Here is a 20,547-nt window from a genome sequence, read left to right as displayed (position 1 = left end):
TCAGGATCTTATCGTCGATAGACTTTATAAGATTTGTTAATGATCTCTGTCCCTTTCTAGTCGGCATGAAAGGGACAGGGATATCGTGATCAACCCGAATCTTGCCGGCGCAATGCCGTTTGTTCTCAGTATCCTGCTGGTTGCCACCCCGTGTGCGGCAGGGCGTGCGGCGGATGCATCGCCGGTGACGCTGGAAGGCGCTGCACGCGAGGCGGTCGAGTGGCATCCGTCGCTGATCGAGGCGGCGGGGATGCTGGCGGCGCGGGGCGAGGACGTGAAGGCGGCGCGGGCAGGGTATCTCCCCACGATCAGCGCGGGCGTCGGCAGCGGCTATGACAGCCGGGTGTCGGGAACCCTGCGTCCACGGCCGCAGGTCGGCGCGTCGCAGATGCTGTTCGACTTCGGCAAGGTGTCGAGCGAGATCGCGGGGGCGAATGCGGGTACGCGGATCGGTCGTGCCGAGATGCTGCTCGCGGTCGACGCGCTCATCCGCGACACGGGCTATGCGATCATCGAGTATCAGCGTGCAGCGGCACAGCGCGACATCGCGCGCGAACAGGCGCAGCGGGTCGAGGAGATCGGCGATTTGGTCGGCAAGCGCGCCGCGCTCGGTGCGGCGACGCGCTCCGACGCGCTGCAGGCACAGGCGCGGGTCGAGGCGGCAGTCGCCAACGTCGCGACGGCGGAAGCCGCCGAGCGGCGCTGGGCGAGCAACCTGGCCTTCCTGCTCGGGCGCACCACGCCGCCGCCGTCGGTATCGGGCGACGTGCCCGACTGGCTGATGCGCAGCTGCGCGGGCCCTGCGCCGGTATGGGATGCGGTACCGTCGGTGATGGCCGCGGACGCGCAGGCCGAGCGCGCGGTCGCGGCGCTGCGCCGCAGCCGTGCAGATCGCTACCCGACCGTATCGCTGGGTGGGGACGCGTCGACCGACATCACCGCACCGTTCGGCGACCGCGGAATCTTCAATTTCGGACTGCGCGTTTCCAGCAACATCTTCGGCGGCGGCATCACGCGCGCACGCGTCCGCGGCGCGTCGTACGAGCTCGAAGCCGCGCAGGCCGCGACCAGGCGGATACGCAACGAGAACAGCCAGCGCTTCGCCGAAGCCCGCCAGCAGATCGACAGCCTGTCGCAGGTCGTCGCGACGCTCGAATCGCGCGAGGGCAACATGCGCGAGACGGGGCGTCTCTATCGCATCCAGTATCTCGAAATGGGCACCCGCACGCTCGTCGATCTCCTCAACGCCGAACAGGAGTTGCAGCAGGTCCGCTTCGAGGCGGTGAATATCCGGCAGAATCTGCGCCGGCTCCAGGTGGATTGCCTTTTCCTGTCCGGACGGATGCGCGACGCCTTCCATCTTTCCGGCACGTCGGTGCGCGGGGTGATGCTGTGAGCACGCAACTGGCAAGCGTGCCCGCGCTCGAGGGCTGGCTCGATCTGCTGGGCCGGGTCGCGCGCCATTACCGCCTGCCGGTTTCCGAGCAGCGCGCGCGGCTGGCGGCGCAATGGGAGCTCGGCGGCGATGACGAGGCGCGGATCCGGACGCTTGCCCGCGCGACGGGGCTCGGCGTCCAGTTCGTCCCGTCGAACGCGATGCGGCTGACCAGCTGGCGCCTGCCAGCCATCGTGCGCCTGAACGACGGCGAGATCGCGCTGATCGAGGGGATCGACGCGGATGGGTGCGCGCGGCTCGCGATGCCCGGTGATCGCGGCGGGCAGGCGCGCCTGTCGCTCGACGCGGTGCTCGACGGGGCGACCAGCTTCGTCGTCCCGCGTCCGTCGCGCTCGGCGCCGGATGCGCGCGTCGACGCCTATATCCGCCCGTTCGAGGATCACTGGCTCCGCGACATCCTGATGGCCGATGCCGGCTCCTATGCGCATGTCATGGTGGCGTCGGTGGTGACGAACTGCCTCGGGCTGGCGGGCGTGCTGTTCTCGATGCAGGTCTATGACCGGGTCGTACCGGCGGGGTCGATCCCGACGCTCACCATCCTGTTCGTCGGCGTCCTGATCGCGATCGGGTTCGATTTCGTGTTGCGGCGTCTGCGCACCGATATCGTCGACGTGCTTGGCAAGCGCGCGGACCTGCGGATCTCGGACCGCGTGTTCGGCCATGCGCTGCGCGTTCGCAACCGCGCCCGTCCTGCCTCGACCGGGACCTTCATCGCGCAGCTTCGCGACCTCGACCAGGTCCGCGACATGCTGACGTCGACGACGGTCGCTACCGTGGCGGATCTGCCGTTCTTCCTGCTGTTCCTCGGCGTGCTCTGGTATGTCGGCGGCGCGCTCGCGCTCGTGCCGCTTGCCGCGCTGATACTGCTCCTGCTTCCCGGCCTGCTTGCGCAACGCCGGTTGCGCCTGCTCGCGACCGAATCGATGCGCGAATCCTCGCTGCGCAACGCGATGCTCGTCGAGGCGGTGCAGGGGATCGAGGACGTCAAGGCGCTGCAGGCCGAAGACCGCTTCCATCATCAGTGGAACCATTACAACGCGGTCGCCGGAGAGGCCCAACTGCGTCTGCGGGGGCTCACCAATGGCCTCTCGGTCTGGACGCAGAGCGTGCAGAACGGCGTCTATGCCGCGATCATCTTCGTCGGCGCGCCGCTGGTCATCGCGGGCGACATCACGACCGGCGTGCTCGTCGCGACCTCGATCCTGGGGTCGCGGATGATGGCGCCGATGGCGCAGGTGACGCAGTTGCTCAGCCGGTTCCAGCACGCGAAGGTCGCGATGGGCAGCCTCAACCAGATCATGGCGCTTCCGGTCGACAGCGCGGACGCCGATCACCGTATCCCGCTGCCTGCGGCGACGGGCGACTTCACGCTGCGGTCGGCGGTGTTCACCTATGCCGATCCCAATGCGCCGCCAGCGCTGACCGTCGCCAGTCTGGACATCACCGCCGGCGAGCGGATCGCGCTGCTCGGTCGCAACGGCGCGGGCAAGTCGACGCTGCTTCAGGGGTTGTCGGGCATGCTCCAGCCCGTCTCGGGTGAAGTCCTGATCGACGGGCTCGCGCTGCACCAGGTCGACCCCGCGGACGTTCGCCGCGACATCGGCCTGCTCACGCAGCACAGCCGCCTGTTCCACGGGACGCTGCGCGAGAACCTCACGCTCGGGGCGCCCGCCGCGTCCGACACCGAGATCGTCCAGTGCCTCGCGATGGTCGGTGCGAGCGCGATGGTCAGGCGTCTGCGCGACGGGCTCGGCCATGTCGTGCAGGAGGGCGGGCGGGGGCTGTCGGGCGGCCAGATCCAGGCGCTGCTGCTCGCGCGGATGCTGCTCCGCCAGCCGACGATCGCGCTGCTCGACGAACCGACCGCGTCGATGGACGAGGGGACGGAGCGACATTTCATCGAGCAGCTCGGTGCCTGGAGCTGCACGCGGACGCTCGTCGTGGCGACTCACCGGATGCGGATGCTCGACATCGTCGACCGGATCATCGTCATCGACAATGGCGCGGTCATTCTCGACGGACCCAGGGACCAGATCCTCGCGAAGATGCGCGGAACGCGGAGTGCGGCGGCATGACCGGGATCGCGATCGATGACGACCATCTGTTCGGGGGAGAGGGCGAGACACGGCTTACGACCGCGACGCGGCTCGTGTGGATCCTGGCCGCTCTGTTCGTCGCGGCGCTCGCCTGGGCTTGGTTCGCGGCGCTCGACGAGGTCGCGACCGGCGAGGCGCGCGTCGTGCCGACCAGCCGCGAACAGGTCATCCAGTCGCTCGAGGGGGGCATCCTGACCAAGCTGTCGGTGCGGCAGGACGATATCGTCAAGCCCGGGCAGTTGCTGGCGCAGCTCGATCCGACCCAGGCGGGATCGACCGTCGAGGAGAGTGCGGCGAAATATCGCGCGGCACTCGCCAGCGCGGCGCGGCTCCAGGCGGAGGCGAACGGAACCTCGCTGACCTTCTCCGCCGAACTCGATCGCTTTCCCGATCTCAAGGCGGCGGAGACCCGGCTGTACGAGACCCGTCGCCGCAGCCTTCAATCCTCGCTGCAGCTGATCGACCAGAGCCTGTCGCTGATCGGGCGCGAGGTGGCCATCGGCCAGTCGCTGATCGCGGTCGGTGCGGCGAGCAACGTCGAGGTGCTCCGGCTGCAACGCCAGCGCGCCGAGCTCGAACTCAAAAAGGCCGACCTGCGATCGCAATACATGGTCGAGGCGCGGCAGGACTTTGCCAAGGTGACGGAACAGGTCGATCTCGCTCGCCCCCGTCGTCCGCGGCCGATCGGACACGCTGTCACGGCTGACCTTCCGATCGCCGGTGCGCGGCGTCGTCAAGAACATCGAGGTGTCGACCGTCGGCGGCGTCGTTCCGCCCAACGGCAAGTTGATGGAGATCGTCCCGCTTGACGAGCGCCTGCTGATCGAGGCGCGCATCCAGCCGCGCGACATCGCGTTCATCCGTCCCGGCCAACCGGCAAGCGTGAAGGTCACCGCGTATGATTATTCGATCTATGGCGGTCTTGCCGGCACCGTCGCGAGCATCTCGCCCGACACGATCCGCGACGAGGTGAAGCCCGATATCCTGTATTACCGGGTCTTCGTGCGAACCAAGGCGGATTCGCTGACCAGCAAGTCGGGCCGGCAGTTCGCGATCACGCCGGGCATGGTTGCAACCGTCGACATCCACACGGGCAGCAAGACCGTGCTCCAATATCTGCTCAAACCACTGAACCGGGCACAGGAGGCGTTGCGCGAACGATGACCGACAGCGCACGCCGCCTTCACAATCCTGGTCCAGGGACGAACCGCGCGCAGATCCTGCCGGTCCTGCTTGCACGGGCACGCCAGGCACGCCGGCTGCGTGCGACGATGAGCGCGTTCCTGCCGCAGGACCTGCTGGTCGATCCGGCGTGGGACATGATGATCGACCTGTTCATCGCCGCCGGCACCGGCGAGCGGCTTTGCGTCAAGGACCTAATCCTTCTTTCGGGGGAAAGTCCGGCAAGCGCGATGCGGCGTATCGACCGGCTTCAGCAGGCGGCGCTGCTTGCGCGGCATGCTGATCCGAAGGATCATCGCCGCGTTCACGTCACGCTGACCGACACCGGTCTGACCGCAATGGCCGCGATGCTCGAGCATCTGTTCGATCGTGGCGAGGAAGCGGAGGCCCCGGCGACCCCCGATCGTTCCGACCGGGTGCGTTGCGCGGCTGAGGGCCTGATCGATCGCGACGTCACCCCGTTACGCAGGGCTCCTCGTCGAACGCCAGCGCGAGGTACATGTTGGCCAGCGCGTAGTGGCTCGCGCACGCATTCGGATCGTCGGTCGCGGCGGCCATGGCGATTTCCCGCTCGGCGCGCCGTTCATAGTAATTTCGATCCTCGTCCGTCACCACGACTTACCTCTGCACCTTGCGTTCCGTTTGATGTCCGCCGAAGCGATTGCCCGCTTTCTGGGCGGGTCCTAGTCCGCAAGCGGTGCCGTCGCAAGGTCGTTCGTTCCCGTTACGTTCAATGCTTGCGGCATCACGCCGCCGACCGCGCGAGCAGGCCGGTGACCGCGACCAGCGGCTTGGAGAGCAGCGTGTAGCACTGCATCGCGGCAAAGCATGCGGCCCCGAGTCCGATGATCACAAGGCATGCGAACTGAAACGTCGAGGACAATCGACGGTTGCGATCCGCCTGTTCGGCCGTGCGACGCACGGTGGCGTCGCGCGTCTCGCTGCGCCGTTCGGCTGCTGCGGGGCGGCGGTTGAGGACGGGTTCGCTCAGCAGCGTGGCAAGACCGACGGGATCCTGCATGCGAACGCCGAAGCGGTTGCCGCCAACCCAGATCACGCGGCCGATGATGATCAGCGTCCCGCGCCGGATGTCGACATAGGTGCCGATCGGCGGCGGGGCGATGCTCGACAGCAACAGGCCATGGTCGGACACGTCGTGAATGCACCCGCTCGACCATTTGCCGCCGACGTTGATCCGGCACGGTATCGACAGTTCCTTCAGCGCCGCCACGACACATCCAATCCGGTTTCTGCAGGCGTGATCGACCGGGCGTCGATGCCCACGCGCCGCCTGTCCGGACCTGCGGCCGGGCTGTGGCGATCGACGGTCATCGGGCGAGCGCGATCAATTGGGCGATGCCGTTCGCACCCGTCTTCGCGACGATGGCGGCGCGGTGGTCCTCCACGGTCTTCGGACTGATGTCGAGCGCAGCGGCGATAGCCTGGTTGTTGTGCCCCTTCACGAGCAGATCGAACACCTGGCGCTGCCGCGGGGTGAGCGTTGCGGTGCGCGCGATCGCGGTGCGTTGCGCACGCGACCACGCGACGCCCTCGGCGACCGCGGCAAGAAGCCGTGCCTCATCGAGCGGCTTCTCCAGATAGTCGAGGCCCCCGTAGCGCCGTACCGAATCCACCGCGTTTGCGGTGGTCGGCCATGCGGTCATGAACACGATCGCGACCGCAGCATCGAGTGCCCGGACGCGATCGGCGAAATCGAACCCGTCGATGTCGCCCATCATCACGTCGGTCACCACGCAGTGCGCGGGCGCCTGGGGATAAAGGTCAAGCAGCGCGACCGGGTCGAGAAACGATTCGGCGACATGTCCGTGCCGGCACAGCAACCGCGCGACCGTGGCGCCCAGATCATCGTCGTCGTCGACGACATAGACGGTGCCAGACAGTGCGTCGCTCACGGTCATTGCGGCTCTCCGATCAGCGGCAGCAGAATCGTCGCACGCGCTTCGCCGATATCGTCCCCGACGCGCGCGAGGCTGCCGCCATGCGCCTCGACGATCGCGCGCGCGACCAGCACGCCGACCCCCATGCCGGCTTGATCGGGGCGATTGCGCCGGCATCGGTTGGTCACGACGATGCGTGCCTGGTCGCCGACCTGCGTCGCTGCGAGCGATACACGACCGTCGCCGCTGGCCTGTACCGCGTTGCGCACCAGATTGACGATCGCCTGTGCCAGCTCGACTTCCTGCGCGAGCACGACGAGGTCCGGGGCGACGGGTTCGATCGTCAGCGTGACGTCGTGCGACCGTGCCTCGGGTTCCGCGAGCGCGGCGGCCGTGGCGATCAACGTCGCAAGCGGAAGCGGCGTCGGCTTGTCGACCGTGCGCCCGCCGAAGCGCCGAAGCCGGCGCACGAGCGTGGAGAGCGCCGCCGCCTTGCGATCGATCAGCGCGGCGGTGCTGGCGATCTCGACATCGGCGGATACGGTGATCTCGTGCAGGTGCTTGGCTTCGATCGCGAGGGTCGACAGCGGCTGGCTGATCTCGTGGATGACCGCGACCGACATCGCGCGCAGTGTCTTCAGCCGCTCGGCCTGGAACAACAGCCGGTCGCGGCGCTGCAGATCGCTGCGGGTCCGCGCCTGTGCATCTGAGAAGCTGCCGGCGAGGTACCCGACGACCATGATCGATGCGAGGCTCATGTGCAGTGCAAGTCGCGCATCGACGCGCATCGGCATCGCGGTCTGCGGCAGCGTCATCGCCGCGACCGCGACGATCGCGAGCCAGCTCGCGGTACGTCCGAACCGCAGCCCGATCCACGCCACCGCGAGGAGCAGCGGGGTATGTGGCGTACCCAGCCCGATCGACGCGAGCAGGACCTCGCTCGCAAAGGAGAACAGCAGCACGAGCACCGCCTCGACCACGCCCGCGATGTTCGGCCGGGCGGGGCGCGACGCGCTGCCGCTCGCGAGCTCGGCGAGCCACAGCAGCGGCGGCGTCAGCAGCAGCACGCCAAGCAGATCGCCGACGATGAACCCGGTCAGCGACGCGATGACTTCGCGCATCCCGGATACACCGGTGAGATCGGGGCGCCACAGCGACCAGGGCAGCGCGGCCATCGCCGCCGCAACCGGTGCACCGACCGACGCGAGCCCGAGCGGCATCGGCGCGACGCTCAGGCTGGTCGTTGCATGATCGGTCATTCGGCGCACGAGCAGGACGACCAGCGCATAGGCAAACGCGGGCCGCACGACGCCGCCGAGCTGCGTGGCGAAGCCCGCCGACAGCGGATCGATGATCCCGGTGACGAACTGGACGGCGACTTCGGTGGCGGCAACGCCCAAGACCAGTCGCGGCCCGCGCCGCCAGAGCAACGCCATGCGCAACCCCGCCGCAGGGTAGAGCAGCGAATAAAAGCCACGGCCGCCCCATTCCGCGGCGACGTAATGCGCGACCCAGAACGCCACCGCATATCCGGCGAGCCAGGGCAGGTCCGCCGCCGTCGGCACGATCACGGCAAGACGTGAAGAGGGGCGGGGCAGTGCAAAGGGCCGGGCAAGCGTCGTCATCAGCCCCCGTCTGCACGATCCGGGGGGCGAGGACTATCCGGGCAATTCCCGGACGGCGACGTTCGATACGGGCCGATCGCCGTCATGGGTTTACGCTGCCCTGGATTGCAGCGCGAGCATGCGGGAGACGAACGGCAGCGTGTCGGCGAGTGGGACGGGGCGGCTGAAATAATAGCCCTGCGCGCTGTCGCATTTCTCCGCGACGAGGATGTTCAGCTGATCGAGCGTCTCGACGCCCTCCGCGGTGGACATGATCCCGAGGCTGCCGCAGAGGCCGGTCACCGCGCGGACGATCGCCAGGCTGTCGCTGTTGGTACCAAGGTCGCGGACGAAGGACTGGTCGATCTTGACGCGGTCGAACGGAAAATTGCGGATATGGCTGAGCGACGAATAGCCGGTGCCGAAATCGTCGAGCGAGATCAGCACGCCGAGCCGCTTCAATTCGCGGAGCTGCTTGATCACGCCGGCGGTATCCTCGAGCATCGCGCTTTCGGTGATCTCGAGCTCGAGACGGCGCGGATCGAGCCCGCTGACGCGCAGCGCGCGGGCGACCATCGCGGGCAGCGTGCCCGACTTGAACTGCAGCGCGGACAGGTTGACCGCAATCTTGACGTTTTCGGGCCAGCACGCGGCATCACGACACGACCGCATCAGGACGAACTCGCCGACGGCGCCGATCAGACCGATCTCCTCGCACACCGTGATGAAGTCGTTCGGGGGGACGATCCCGCGCTCGGGGTGATACCAGCGCGCCAGCGCCTCGAAGCCGACGACGGCGTGAGACCCGATCTCGATCTGCGGCTGATAATGTACTTCGAACTCTTCGGACTTGAGCGCACGCCGGAGTTCGATTTCCAGCTCACGGCGGCGGGTCGCAAACACGTGCATGTCGGGCGTATAGAAGCAGTAATTGCCACGCCCGCCGCTCTTGGCACGGTAGAGCGCCAAGTCGGCATCGCGCAGCATCGTGTCGGGGTCGAGCGAGTCGACCTCGACCGTCTCGACGCCGATGCTTGCGCCGATCTGGATATGGTGGCCGGCAATCTCGAACGGCTGCGTCAGCTCGTCGATGATGCGGCGGCAGAGTTGTTCGATGGCGTGATCCGACGTCACATGCTGGACGAGGATCGAGAATTCGTCGCCACCGAGACGCGCGACGACGTCGTGGTGGCGCACCAATGAGACGAGGCGTTCCGCCACCGCAACCAGCAGTGCATCGCCGATCGGGTGGCCGAGCGTGTCGTTGACCAGCTTGAACCGGTCGAGGTCGAGGCACAGCATCGCACACCGATCGCCGCGGCGGGCATTGCGCATCATCTCGTCGAGCCGCTCGCGCAGCAGCGTCCGGTTGGGCAGGTCCGTCAGCGCGTCGTGGCGCGCCAGATGCGCGATCTGCGCGGAGGCGTTGCGCGCCTCGGTGACGTCGGCAACCGTGTCGAGGAAGCCGCCATCGACCAGCCGCGTGCGTTCGATCGTGATGGTTCGCCCATCGGGCCAGCGCTGCTCGAGCTTCGCTCCATAGGCCGACGCGGCGCCGTCATATTCCTTGACCAGCCGACGATGTTCGCTGGCGGTGCTGACCGACAGATACGGGCTGCTGCGGAGAACCTCGTCGAGCGTCGACCCGGGTGTGGCCTGGTTGAGGCCGTATATGTCGAGGAACCGCTGGTTGGTCAGAACGAGATGACCGGCGGCGTCGAACAGCGCGAGCCCCTGGTTCATGTTGTCGAGCGCGGCCTTGAAACGCAGGTCTCTGGAGCGCGCTTTTCGCCAGCGCCACCTCCAGTTCCTCCGCCATCAACCGGTTCGCGCGATCCGACCGGCGCCGATCGACGTCGGTTTCGGTATAGGTCGCGGAGACGAGCGCGAGCAGGCGATCGATATCGATGCCGCCATCGGGCAATCGCGCCCGCTCCGCCTGCCGCGCTGCGATCTGATGCAGTGCCGGCCGCGGCGGCGCCGGCGGTTCGACCGGTATCGGGAGTGCCGAAAGGGTCATGTGCGTTCGCCGATCAGGGTGATCGTCATCGTCTGATTATGCAGGCACGGTACCGCGGTCAGATTCTGCGGCGCGATTTCCCCGTAGGAATAGAAACCTGCGAGCGCGATGTCGGCGCCGAGCACGGTCGAGACGGCCGCGAGTTCCTCCTCGGTGCGCTGCCCCATCAGCAGCCGGCGGCCGACACAGCTGATCGCAAGGCATGCGGATGGCGCGACGCCCCATGTTGCCGCCTGGTCGGCGGCGTGTCGCGCGGCGCTCGATGCGCCGTTGATCAGGTCGTCGAACATCCCGCGCATCAGTCGCGCCTTCCATCCCTGCGGCATGTCGCCAGCAAAGGTCAGCGTGCCCTTGTCGCGGTCGATCGCGAGCAGCGTGCGGACGACACGGTCGTCGGGTTTCTGCGGATCCCAGATCTCGAGCGGATACAGAAGGCCCGATGCCGGCAGATCCGCCGCCTCCTCGCCCAGATAGCGTTCGTAAAGCGCGAGTGCCGGCTCGTCGTCGAGGCCGCGCAACTCAGACCCCGCCGCATCGCTGATCGTGCGCAATGGTCCGAAGGGCTGCCATCCGCCAGCGCTGCCGTGCGCGATGCGGACATGGTCGCCGTAGAAGCCGATCGCGGCGACGACGTCCGAGGGGTTCCCGCCCCGTGCGAGCACGCGGGTGTCGCTGAAGCGCGCGCCATCGCCGGCAAGCCCGCCGCTCAGGACGACGGTATCGCCGACCGCGCTGCGGATGCCCGCGACCAGCGCGCTGCCGTTGACGTTGAGGCCGTTCGACAGGATGAAAATCCCCGCCAGCGAATCGTCGGCGAGATCCCGCGCGAGACCGGCACCTGCGGCGAACGACAGGTCCGAGTCGGGCAGCGGCTGCACAGCCAGCGCAAGCCTGGTATGATCAAATCCCATGCCGAGAACGACGACCGCGTCGTCGTCGATCTGGTCGCCGGAGACCATGGTGCCCGAACTGCAACCGGTCAGGATCGCGCCATCGTAACGCTGCGCAAGCCGATCGATGAAGGCTTGATCGGCAAGGCGTTCGGTCGGGCCGAAGACCATCACCAGATCGGGCGCGGCCGGGAAGGTCTCGGTCTCGATGCTGCCGTTGATGCGCTTTGACCACATAGCTTGACGTCCCGGACTGGCGGTGAGCCCCGCTTTTGCCGGTCGAATGGTTTCGGCTCTATTGTCGGATCCCTAAGGAAAAACCCGTAGTGCGCCGACGCCCGCGTCTCGCGTCCTCGCGATATACGCTAAAAGTCTTGAAGAATTCTTCCCGCGCTTCAGACCAGCAACACCGCCGCCGCCAATGACAGCAGCAGCGCGACCAGCGACGCGGCCGCGATCACGAGCAGCGGTCGGGCCCCGGTACCAAGCAGCGCCTGCATCGGCGCGCGGATCCCGGTCGCCGCGACGGCACAGGCCAGGAATGCGGCTGCGACGCCTTGCGCGGACCGGCCGACGATGGCGGGTACCGGGACGACCGAGTTGATCGCCGCGACGACAAAGAACCCAGTGACGAACCAGGGGACCGACAACCGCGCCCGCTTGCCACCCTCTGCGGGGAGGAACGTGGCGATCAGCGCGAGCACGGGTGCAAGCAACGCGACGCGGGTGAGCTTGACGATGGTCGCGATCTGGCCCGCATCGTCCGAAAAGGAATAGCCGGCGCCGATCGCCTGCGCGACATCGTGGATCGACGCGCCGAGCATGAACCCGGCCTGCCGTTCCGACAGCCCGAGCTGATGGGCGATCAACGGGTAGAAGAACATCGCCGCCGCGCTCGCCGCGGAAATGCCGACCAGCACGAACGCCAGCTGCCCCTGATTGACGCGCCGCTCGCCGAGCGTCGTCGCCAGCGCGAGCGCGGCGGATGCACCACAGATCGCGACCGATCCGCCGGCCAGCATACCAAAGGCACCGGTGAGCCCGAGCGCCCGCGCCACGACGATCCCCGCGCCGAGCGTCGCGAGCAGGATGAGGACGACGGCGAGAAGCGTCATCGGCCCGAGCCCGACGATCTGCCCGATCGTGACGCGCGCGCCGACCAACACGATTCCCCAACGCAGCAGCGTCCTCGACGCGAACCCCAGCCCCGGCGCCATCCGCGCGTCGCCGCGGAGGAAGTTCAGCGCCAGCCCGATCAGCAGCGCCATCAGCGTGAGCGGTGCGTGATAGCGATCCGCGACGAACCCGGCGGCCATGGTCGCCAGCACCGCCACGCTCAGTCCCGGCCACAGGTCGCGCCAATGCCTGCGGGGTTCGTCATCGAGATCGTTGTAGAGATCCGCGGCCTCGAACTGCGCGAACCTTTCGCTCATCGGGACGCGGCGTCGACCAGGCCCGCAAACAGCGCGGCATGGTCGCTGCCTTCGCGCCAGAAGACGGGGGGCTGACCGATCGGGGCCGCGACCTCGATCGCGCTGCCGCCGGTGAAACGTGCGTTCGACCAGAGATGCACCCAGGTCGCGCCAGCCGGAAGATAGGCTGTCCAGCGGTCGACGCCGGGTTCGATCACCGGCGCGACGATCAGGTCGGGGCCATAGCCATATTGCGTCTCGATCCCCCAGCAGTCGCGGTCGTCCTCCCAGTCGAGCAGCAAGGGGCGCTGCAGCGGGAGTCCGGTCTGTGCGGCGGTATCGCACAGCGTCGCGACATAGGGCGCAAGTGCCGCGTGCACGCGCGTCATCGCAACGAAGTGCGCAAGCACCGCCGGGTCGCCGTCGAGCTGAAGATTGTCGTCGGGACGATTGCCCTCATGGCTGCGCATGACCGGCGAAAATGCGCAGAGTTCGGTCCACCGCATCAGCAGTTCGGGCGTCCGGACGTTTCCGTACAGGCTCGTATATCCCCCCAGATCGCTGTGATGATAGGCGTTGCCGAGCATGCCCGACGACAGGGCTGCGCGCACCACCGTGCCGATCCCGTCATGGCGCGAAAAGTCGACGCACTGGTCGCCCGCCCACAGCAAGGGGCAGTAGCGACCCACGCCGGTAAAGCCCGCGCGCATGAAGAACAGCGCGTCGCCGGTCTTGCCGCGCGATTCGATAGCGCGGGCGTTCACCTCGGCCCAGATCGTCGGCCAGGCATTGTGTGCGAGCATCCCCTCGGTGCCGTCGTGCAGCCGGACGTCGGTCGGCAGATACTCGCCGAAATCCGCCATCCAGCCCGACAATCCGTAATCGATCATCTCGTGACCGATGACGTCGTCGGCGAACCATTGCGCGGCGGCAGGGTTGGTAAAATCGACGATCCCGCAATCGAATTCCCCGAAATCGACGCTGTAGGGCGCATCGATGTCGAGCCGGCGGACCAGATATCCCGCCGCCAGCGCGTCCTGGTACAGTGCGCCGTCGATGGCGAGATACGGATTGACGTAACCGAGGAACCGAATGCCGCGATCGCGAAGCGCGGCGATCCGGTCGCGAAGCCCGGGATAGCGCGTCTCGTTGGCCTTCCAGTCCCAGAACAGCCGCTTGCCGAAGCTGGTGACGCGCAAGCCGACCCAGTCCTCGCACCACAATCCGCTGACGACGGCGCCGGCCTCGATCATCGCCTCCATCCGCGCAAAGCTCTGCTCGCCCTGCTTGAGGCCGAGGATTGCGCCTGCATATGCCCAGGCCGGCAGGACAGGCTGGCGGCCGAAGCGCGTCGACAGTTGCGACACCAGCCCTGCAAACCGGTCGGCGGCGAACAGGTCGATCCGTTCAGGGACCTCCCAGACCTCGATCTCGTGGAAACCGGCATCGCGAAAATCGAAACAGCTATACGCGGTCGTATCGCAATGCAGCGCGTAATGACGCGACGAGACATAGCTCGGCTGCGGATAGTTGGTGTTCCAGTAATCACCCCCGATCGGCCGTCCCGGTCGCACTGGAACGTCATCAGCGTCGACTTGTCCCGGCCGACGCCGGGTTCCGACGTCCACATCGGAAAACGCCGGCCCGCCATGTCGAAATAGGACAGCTGCTCGCCGCCGCCCCACAGCCGCTCGCCGGGCTCGGCGACGATGCGGAACCACAGGCGATTGAGTGCAGGGTCGAGCGCAGCGAACCGAATACCGGCGGCATCGATCGTGATCCGCAGACGTGGCGCGCTATCGGCTGCAGCGGACAGCGTCACGGTGTCGCCGTCGATCGTCGCATGCGTCAGCGGAATGCGCGCATCGAGCCGGTCCGAGAGAAAATAATTCCCGCGGTACATGTCGACGTCCGCGCGTCCGCTCCCGACGAACAGCGCCGGCGCGTCGGTGCGATGGCGCATCACCAGCGTGTCGCCGATCGACAGGTCGAAGCCATTGCCCGCTGCCGCGCGGCGCAGCGTGATCGGAGCACCAACATCGTCGAGGCGGGGGGCGTGGCGTCCATCATCGTCTCTCCGGTGCGGCGTGCGGCGCTGTCAGTCGAGCGTCAGCGGCCCATGTTGCATGTTTGGCAGCACGTGCCGCGCGAACAGGTCCGCTTCGGCGGCGTGCGGATAGCCGGACAGGATGAAGGCCTCGATCCCCATGTCCTGATACATGCGCAGCTTGGCGAGCACCTGGTCGGGATCGCCGACGATCGCGGCACCACAGCCGGACCGTGCCCGACCGACGCCGGTCCACAGATGCTCCTCGGCATACCCGCCGTCGGTGGCGTTTTCGCGCAGCGCGACCTGGGCGGCCACACCCGCCGAGTTGGTATCGAGCGACTTGTTGCGAATGGCCTCGCCCTGCGCGGCGTCGAGTTTCGACAGCAGCCTGTCGGCGGCGGCGCGTGCCTCGGCCTCGGTATCGCGGACGACGACGTGCGCGCGATACCCGAATTTGAGCGTTCGGCCGTGCCGTGCGGCGCGTGCGGTCATGTCGTCCATGATCTCGCGGACGACCTCCTTCTTGTCGGGCCACATCAGATAGACGTCGCAGCCCTGCGCCGCCGCTTCGCGCGCATCGGGCGACAGGCCACCGAAATACAGTGGCGGGCATTTCCCCGACACCGTGGTGACCGCCGGCGGATCGAGCTTCAGATTCCAGAACTCGCCCTGGTGATCGAGCGGTTCGCCATCGAGCATCGTCCGCAGGATCTGCATCGCCTCGAGCGTGCGCGCATAGCGTGGCGCCGACGCCAGCGTCTCGCCGGGCAGGTCGGAGGAGATGATGTTGACCGTCAGCCGCCCGCCAAGGATCCGGTCGATCGTCGCGATCTGGCGCGCCAATTGCGGTGGCCAGCTCTCGCCGATCCGGACCGCCATTAACAGCCGGATGCGGCGGACCATCGTCGCGATCGCCGCGGCGAAGGCGGTGGTGTCGATCCCGAGCGCATAGCCCGATGGCAGCAGGATATTGTCGAAACCGCCGCTTTCCGCCTGCAGCACGATGTCGCGGCAATGCTCCCAGCTCGACATCAGCTTCGGATCGGGAACGCCGAGAAACTCGTAATCGTCATCGCACAGCGCGGAGAACCAGCTGACCTCGCAGCGCTGCGTCATGGCAGTTTTTCTCCGAGGCTGGCTTCGAGGACCGCATACCATTCGGCGCGGGTCCAGGTCGGCGTATAGGCATCGCCGATCGCGGCTATCCGTGCGGGGTTCTGCGTCCCGACGATCGGGATCGGCCGGGCGGGATGCGCCATGATCCAGCTATAGGCGACCGCCGCACGATCGACTCCGGCTTGCTCCGCCTTGCGATCGAGCAGCGCGACGACGGCCCGGGCCCGCGCGTCCTCCGGCGCGGCAAGCCGACCCCCGCCAAGCGGCGACCAGGCGAGGACCGCCATCCCCCGCGTCATCGCCTGGTCGAACAGCCCGCTGAACAACGGGCCGGTTTCGAGCGCGGAGAATTCGGGCTGGTGACTGGCGATCGGCACGGTCAGAAACGATGCGAGTGCCTCGGTTTGCGTCACCGTATGGTTGGACACGCCGATTGCGACGATCTTGCCCGCGGACCGCGCGTCGTCGAGCGCACGCGCGACTTCCTGCGGGTGTGCAAGCAGGTCGGGGCGGTGGATCTGATAGAGGTCGATCCGCTCGCAGCCGAGCCGCGTCAGCGACGCATCGATCGCGCTCGCGAGATATTCGCCGCTCGAATCATACGGCACGCCCATGCTGATGCCACCCTTGCTCGCGAGCACCATCCGGTCCCGCAAGCCGGGCGATTCCGCCATCACGCGACCGAGCAGGGCTTCGGCCGCACCGAACGACTCGCCATTGTCGGGGCCATAGATGTCGGCCGTATCGAGCAGCGTGACGCCGGCATCCAGCGCCGCCTCGACCTGTGCGCGCGCCGCCGCGACATCGGTTCCACCAAAGCGCCACATGCCCCAGGCGATCGTGCTGACGGTCAATCCGGTGTCGCCAAGGGCGACGGTGCGAGCGGGGGAGCGATATAAGACACCGTTGTCTTATGCGAAAAAACGGGCGTAAAGAAAAGCCGAAATGGCGACGTTGCGATCGCCAAAGACATACTTTGGCGCGGGCTTCGCCTGTGCTGCGTATGAGACCGTTTCGGAGGTCGCGGCTCGGCTGGCGGCTCAGGGGAGAATGACGATGAAGACGACGACGCGGGTCCAGATGCTGATGGGGGCGGCGCTCCCCGTGCTGACCGCGGCTTCTGCCAACGCGCAGGATGCCGCGCCATCGGCCCCGGCATCGAGCCCAGCGCCACAGGCCGGACCCGCGGCCCCACCGGCGCCGGGCGTCGCTGCCGAGCAGCCGGCCGCCCTTTCGCCCCCCGCGGATTTGCCCGCTTCACAAAACGGCGAGATCGTCGTCACGGCGCAGAAGCGCAGCGAGCGGTTGCAGGACGTTCCGATCGCGGTCTCGGTGATCAGCGGCCAGGCGCTGGCGGCGCTCAGCCGTCCGGGCCTCGAAGGGGCGGTCACGCTGGTGCCCGCGCTCAATTTCCAGAAATCGGGCACGACGCTCAACCAGTCGCTGTTCCTGCGCGGCGTGGGTACGACCACCTTCTCGATCGCGGGCGAGCCCTCGGTATCGACCGTGGTCGACGGTGTCGTGTTCGCACGGTCGGGCGAGGCGTTCGGCGATCTCGTCGACATCGACCGGCTGGAGGTGCTGCGCGGGCCGCAGGGGACGCTGTTCGGCAAGAACGCCTCCGCGGGCGTCGTCAACATCGTGTCGGTCCAGCCGACGCGCGAGCTGGGCGGCTATGTCGAAGGTGGCTATTTCACCAACGGCAACGAGCGGCGCGTCCGCGGCGCGCTGAACATCCCGGTCAGCGAGGATCTGCTGACGCGCTTCACCGGCTTTTACGGCCGCTATGACGGCAACATCCGCAACGTGGCGACGGGTGGGGGCCGGGTGAACGGCTATGAGCATTACGGCGCGCGCGCGCAGGTCAAATGGACCCCGAGCAGCGCCACGACGATCGCGCTGATCGGCGATTATCACCGCAATGACGACAATTGCTGCGCCGAAGTCATCGGCACGGGCGCGCTCAACGCTGCAGGCGCGCCGATCACCAGCCCGGTCTTCGCGGTCCTGCCGACGCCGCTCGGCGACCGGACGCGCGCCGTCAACCAGAACCTCGTCACGCGCACGAGGGAGGAGGGCTATGGCGTCTCGGTCCAGGTCGATACCGAGCTCGGAACGCAGACGGTGACGAGCATCACCGCGTACCGCGACTATCGCAACACCGAGATCCGCGACGGCGATTTCCTGCCGCGCGCGTATGTCGGCTTCAACCAGTTGCACGATACCGGTCCGCAGACGGGCAACACGTTCAGCCAGGAACTGCGCCTGACCTCGCCCGCGCGCCAGTTCCTCGCCTATGTCGTCGGCCTCTATTATTCGCGCGCCGAATCCGAACGAATCTATTCGCGATCGGATATCGTCTGCAACGGCGCGACGACGTTGGTACAACCGGTGTCGTGCGACACCGCCGGCGCGCCGGCCTCCACGACGCCGTTCGGGCGTGCGGATTTCGGGTCGGTGTTCAAGAACATCTCCGCCTTCGGTCAGGCGACCGCGAACGTCACCGACCGGTTCCGCGTCATCGGCGGTCTGCGCTGGACCGCCGACCAGCTCGATGTCTTCCACAGCCGTGCGACGACGCTGGCGGGGCCGGGCATCCAACCGAGTTTTCCGACCACGCCGACCGGGACGGGCAACCCTGCAACCGCGTTCACCGGCAAGACGACGAACACCAATTTGTCGGGCAAGGCGTCGCTGCAGTACGACGTGACACGCAACGTGACCGCCTATGGCGGGTATACGCGCGGCTATAAGGGGCCGGCTTTCAACGTCTTCTTCAACCTGACCGCGACCGGCACGAACGTGATCGCGCCCGAAACGTCGGACAGCTACGAGGTCGGGCTCAAGAACACGCTGTTCGGCGGCAAGCTCGTCCTCAATCTCGACGCGTTCTACGCCAAGTACGACAATTTCCAGGCGAACAACCCCGACCTGGTCGCGGGCGTGGTCGTGACGCGCTTCACAAATGCGGGGAAGGTCTCGACGCGCGGTGCGGAGGCGGACATCGTGCTCCGCCCGGTCGACGATCTCTCGGTCTCGGGCGGGATTGCGTATACCGATGCGCGCGTCGACCAGTTCCTGCAGGCACCCGGCGCAGCGGTCACGGCCGTGATCCCGGCTGGCACCGCACTGCCGTTCGCACCCAAGTGGAAGGGGTCGCTCGGCGCCGATTATCGCTGGCGTACCGGCGGCGCGGTCGACCTGTTCCTCGGCGCGCAGGGGAATTATCAGTCGAAGCAACTTGCCTTGTTCTCGCCCGACGCGGTCCAGCGGCGCCTGGGGACGATTGACAGCTATGGCCTGGTCAACCTCTCGGCCGGGGTAGGCGACGCGGACGATCGCTACCGGCTGACGTTCCAGGTCCGCAACCTGTTCGACCAGAGCTTTGCCGCGGCGATCCAGAATGGCGGGCCAGCGGGTTCGTACCGCTATCAGATCCCGCGCGATGCGGATCGCTATTACGGGATCACCGGGCGCATCAATTTCTGACGACGGGGACCTGGATCCGAGCGGCCCCGGCATGATCCGGGGCCGGTTTCGTCAATGCGCCGGCGCGGTTGTCCGCGCTGCGCCGGGCTCGGCGAGCACCAGCCGAGGCACCAGCAGGTGCACCAGCGCCAGACCGATCAGATACGAGCCGCCGCAGCCGACCAGCATCGGCGCATACCCATAGCCGGCGTCGAGCGAGAAGCCCGCGCCTTCGATCATCGCCATCCCGCTCAGATTGCCGGCAAAGGCGCCGATCCCGATCGCGGTGCCGATCATCCGCGATGGAAAGATGTCCGCTGTCATCGCGAACACGTTGGTCGAGAATCCCTGATGCGCGAACAGTCCGAGGCCGAGCAGCGACGCCGCGACCCAGGCGTCGCCGGTGAACAGGACCAGCGGCACGGGCAGGATCAGGAGAGCGTAGAGCAGCATCGACCCCTTGCGCGCGCGGTCCATGCCGACGCCGCGCGCCATCAGCCATGTCGGCAACAGCCCGCCGCTGAGCGAGCCCAGCGCGGCGAGCAGGTAGATGAAGGCAATCGGCAGCCCCAGTTCGCCCTGCGACAGCGCGAACATCCGGTGGAACAGGTCGGGCATGAAGAACAGCAGGAACCACCAGCACTGATCGCTCAGCGCCTTGGCGGCGATTACCGCCCATTGCCGGCGATCGCGCAACAGTTCGCCCCAGGGGACCCGCGACGCAGGCGTGTCGGTGGCGGGGGCGGCCGCGCTGCCGGTGCGCGGCGTGACGACGAGCCAGACGACGACCCAGACGAGGCCAAGCCCGCCGGTAATGAGGAATGCGGCCTGCCACCCGAGCCACAATGCCAGCGCGGGCACCGTCAGCGGGGCCAGAACCGCGCCGAAATTGGACGCCATGTTGCCGATGCCGAGCATCACCGATCGCTGTTCGGGCGGGAAATAGGTCGCGGCGGTCTTGACCTGTGCGGGCGTACCGATCGATTCCGCGGCACCCAGCAGCGCGCGCACGCCGACGAAGCCCGCGACGCTGGTGACGAACGCATGCGCCATCCCGGCGATGCTCCACGCCGCGACGCCGATCGCAAATCCACGACGCAGGCCGATCCGGTCGATGAACCAGCCGGTGCCGAGGAACGACACCGCCGCGCAGAACTGGAACGCGGATGCCATGTGGCTGTAGTCGCGGTCGTTCCAGCCGAACTCGCTTTGCAGCATCGGCTTGAGGAGTGCGATCACCTGACGATCGACATAGTTCAGCATGATCGCCGTAAAGGCGAGAACGACAATCGCCCATCGCCGTGCGTCGACGCGGTCCTGCATCTGGCCTCTCCGATTTTCTTGAGGCAGCGGTG

At 67.3% G+C, this 20,547-nt stretch carries 17 protein-coding genes; 5 read left to right on the top strand and 12 right to left on the bottom strand.

Annotated features, from left to right (window positions below; translation table 11 throughout):
- The first annotated feature begins 85 nt into the window (after nt 1–85).
- From QP165_RS08390 to QP165_RS08375, 4 genes are read left to right on the top strand one after another with little or no spacing between them, the layout of a single operon-like run.
- Nucleotides 86–1,396, top strand: coding sequence for a TolC family protein (locus QP165_RS08390; protein WP_333995119.1), 1,311 nt, complete (start codon nt 86–88; stop codon nt 1,394–1,396).
- Nucleotides 1,393–3,531 (top strand): type I secretion system permease/ATPase, encoded by a 2,139-nt coding sequence (locus QP165_RS08385; protein ID WP_333995118.1) that lies wholly within the window; start codon nt 1,393–1,395, stop codon nt 3,529–3,531. The genes QP165_RS08390 and QP165_RS08385 overlap by 4 nt, the downstream gene beginning before the upstream one ends.
- Nucleotides 3,528–4,361 (top strand): biotin/lipoyl-binding protein, encoded by an 834-nt coding sequence (locus QP165_RS08380; RefSeq protein ID WP_333995117.1) that lies wholly within the window; start codon nt 3,528–3,530, stop codon nt 4,359–4,361. The genes QP165_RS08385 and QP165_RS08380 overlap by 4 nt, the downstream gene beginning before the upstream one ends.
- Nucleotides 4,300–4,716 (top strand): HlyD family efflux transporter periplasmic adaptor subunit, encoded by a 417-nt coding sequence (locus tag QP165_RS08375; protein WP_333995116.1) that lies wholly within the window; start codon nt 4,300–4,302, stop codon nt 4,714–4,716. The genes QP165_RS08380 and QP165_RS08375 overlap by 62 nt, the downstream gene beginning before the upstream one ends.
- A 212-nt stretch (nt 4,717–4,928) precedes the next feature.
- Here QP165_RS08375 and QP165_RS08370 read toward each other — a convergent pair whose 3' ends face one another.
- The 11 genes from QP165_RS08370 to QP165_RS08320 form a co-directional block, all read right to left on the bottom strand.
- A complete protein-coding gene (locus QP165_RS08370; protein ID WP_333995115.1) occupies nt 4,929–5,093 on the bottom strand; it encodes a hypothetical protein in 165 nt (54 codons plus the stop codon).
- 94 nt (nt 5,094–5,187) lie between these two features.
- Nucleotides 5,188–5,349, bottom strand: coding sequence for a hypothetical protein (locus QP165_RS08365; RefSeq protein WP_200916158.1), 162 nt, complete (start codon nt 5,347–5,349; stop codon nt 5,188–5,190).
- A gap of 130 nt (nt 5,350–5,479) precedes the next feature.
- Nucleotides 5,480–5,965 carry a PilZ domain-containing protein gene (locus QP165_RS08360; protein ID WP_333995114.1) on the bottom strand — a complete coding sequence of 162 codons (486 nt, stop codon included), beginning with the start codon at nt 5,963–5,965 and terminating at the stop codon, nt 5,480–5,482.
- Nucleotides 5,966–6,062: 97 nt separating this feature from the next.
- Nucleotides 6,063–6,653 carry a response regulator transcription factor gene (locus tag QP165_RS08355; RefSeq protein ID WP_056017188.1) on the bottom strand — a complete coding sequence of 197 codons (591 nt, stop codon included), beginning with the start codon at nt 6,651–6,653 and terminating at the stop codon, nt 6,063–6,065.
- Nucleotides 6,650–8,257 carry a sensor histidine kinase gene (locus tag QP165_RS08350; protein WP_333995113.1) on the bottom strand — a complete coding sequence of 536 codons (1,608 nt, stop codon included), beginning with the start codon at nt 8,255–8,257 and terminating at the stop codon, nt 6,650–6,652. Before QP165_RS08350 ends, QP165_RS08355 begins: the two co-directional genes overlap by 4 nt.
- 90 nt (nt 8,258–8,347) lie before the next feature.
- Nucleotides 8,348–10,006, bottom strand: coding sequence for an EAL domain-containing protein (locus QP165_RS08345; RefSeq protein ID WP_333996985.1), 1,659 nt, complete (start codon nt 10,004–10,006; stop codon nt 8,348–8,350).
- Between the two features lie 246 nt (nt 10,007–10,252).
- A complete protein-coding gene (locus QP165_RS08340) occupies nt 10,253–11,383 on the bottom strand; it encodes an FIST signal transduction protein (RefSeq protein WP_333995111.1) in 1,131 nt (376 codons plus the stop codon).
- 158 nt (nt 11,384–11,541) lie between these two features.
- Entirely contained in the window at nt 11,542–12,579 is a 1,038-nt protein-coding gene (locus QP165_RS08335; protein WP_333995109.1) for a YeiH family protein, read from the bottom strand.
- The gene (locus QP165_RS08330; protein WP_333995108.1) at nt 12,576–14,132 is read right to left on the bottom strand and encodes an alpha-glucosidase; all 1,557 of its coding nucleotides are present in this window, start codon (nt 14,130–14,132) and stop codon (nt 12,576–12,578) included. The genes QP165_RS08335 and QP165_RS08330 overlap by 4 nt, the downstream gene beginning before the upstream one ends.
- Nucleotides 14,133–14,656: 524 nt before the next feature.
- Nucleotides 14,657–15,724, bottom strand: a complete 1,068-nt coding sequence (locus QP165_RS08325; protein ID WP_333995105.1) for an LLM class flavin-dependent oxidoreductase — start codon at nt 15,722–15,724, stop codon at nt 14,657–14,659.
- A complete protein-coding gene (locus QP165_RS08320) occupies nt 15,721–16,551 on the bottom strand; it encodes an aldo/keto reductase (protein WP_333996984.1) in 831 nt (276 codons plus the stop codon). Before QP165_RS08320 ends, QP165_RS08325 begins: the two co-directional genes overlap by 4 nt.
- 229 nt (nt 16,552–16,780) lie before the next feature.
- Here QP165_RS08320 and QP165_RS08315 point away from each other — a divergent pair, with 229 nt between their 5' ends.
- Nucleotides 16,781–19,213 (top strand): TonB-dependent receptor, encoded by a 2,433-nt coding sequence (locus QP165_RS08315; protein ID WP_333995103.1) that lies wholly within the window; start codon nt 16,781–16,783, stop codon nt 19,211–19,213.
- 51 nt (nt 19,214–19,264) lie between these two features.
- Here the strand turns inward: QP165_RS08315 and QP165_RS08310 are convergent, their stop codons facing one another.
- Nucleotides 19,265–20,515 carry an MFS transporter gene (locus QP165_RS08310; RefSeq protein WP_333995101.1) on the bottom strand — a complete coding sequence of 417 codons (1,251 nt, stop codon included), beginning with the start codon at nt 20,513–20,515 and terminating at the stop codon, nt 19,265–19,267.
- Nucleotides 20,516–20,547 lie beyond the last annotated feature (32 nt).

The sequence above is a fragment of the Sphingomonas sp. 22R3R2A-7 genome (genome assembly GCF_036856055.1).
GTDB lineage: Bacteria > Pseudomonadota > Alphaproteobacteria > Sphingomonadales > Sphingomonadaceae > Sphingomonas.
The sequence above is the reverse complement of the archived record's forward strand: the minus strand, read 5'-3'. Positions and strand labels throughout refer to the sequence as shown.

What these genes read in the sequence shown, in the direction of transcription:
- QP165_RS08310 (WP_333995101.1), bottom strand. Translation starts at nt 20,515, where the DNA reads ATGCAGGACCGCGTCGACGCACGGCGATGGGCGATTGTCGTTCTCGCC.
- QP165_RS08370 (WP_333995115.1), bottom strand. Translation starts at nt 5,093, where the DNA reads ATGCTCGAGCATCGCGGCCATTGCGGTCAGACCGGTGTCGGTCAGCGT.
- QP165_RS08335 (WP_333995109.1), bottom strand. Translation starts at nt 12,579, where the DNA reads ATGAGCGAAAGGTTCGCGCAGTTCGAGGCCGCGGATCTCTACAACGAT.
- QP165_RS08355 (WP_056017188.1), bottom strand. Translation starts at nt 6,653, where the DNA reads ATGACCGTGAGCGACGCACTGTCTGGCACCGTCTATGTCGTCGACGAC.
- QP165_RS08325 (WP_333995105.1), bottom strand. Translation starts at nt 15,724, where the DNA reads ATGACGCAGCGCTGCGAGGTCAGCTGGTTCTCCGCGCTGTGCGATGAC.
- QP165_RS08380 (WP_333995117.1), top strand. Translation starts at nt 3,528, where the DNA reads ATGACCGGGATCGCGATCGATGACGACCATCTGTTCGGGGGAGAGGGC.
- QP165_RS08350 (WP_333995113.1), bottom strand. Translation starts at nt 8,257, where the DNA reads ATGACGACGCTTGCCCGGCCCTTTGCACTGCCCCGCCCCTCTTCACGT.
- QP165_RS08320 (WP_333996984.1), bottom strand. Translation starts at nt 16,551, where the DNA reads ATGTGGCGCTTTGGTGGAACCGATGTCGCGGCGGCGCGCGCACAGGTC.
- QP165_RS08315 (WP_333995103.1), top strand. Translation starts at nt 16,781, where the DNA reads ATGAAGACGACGACGCGGGTCCAGATGCTGATGGGGGCGGCGCTCCCC.
- QP165_RS08340 (WP_333995111.1), bottom strand. Translation starts at nt 11,383, where the DNA reads ATGTGGTCAAAGCGCATCAACGGCAGCATCGAGACCGAGACCTTCCCG.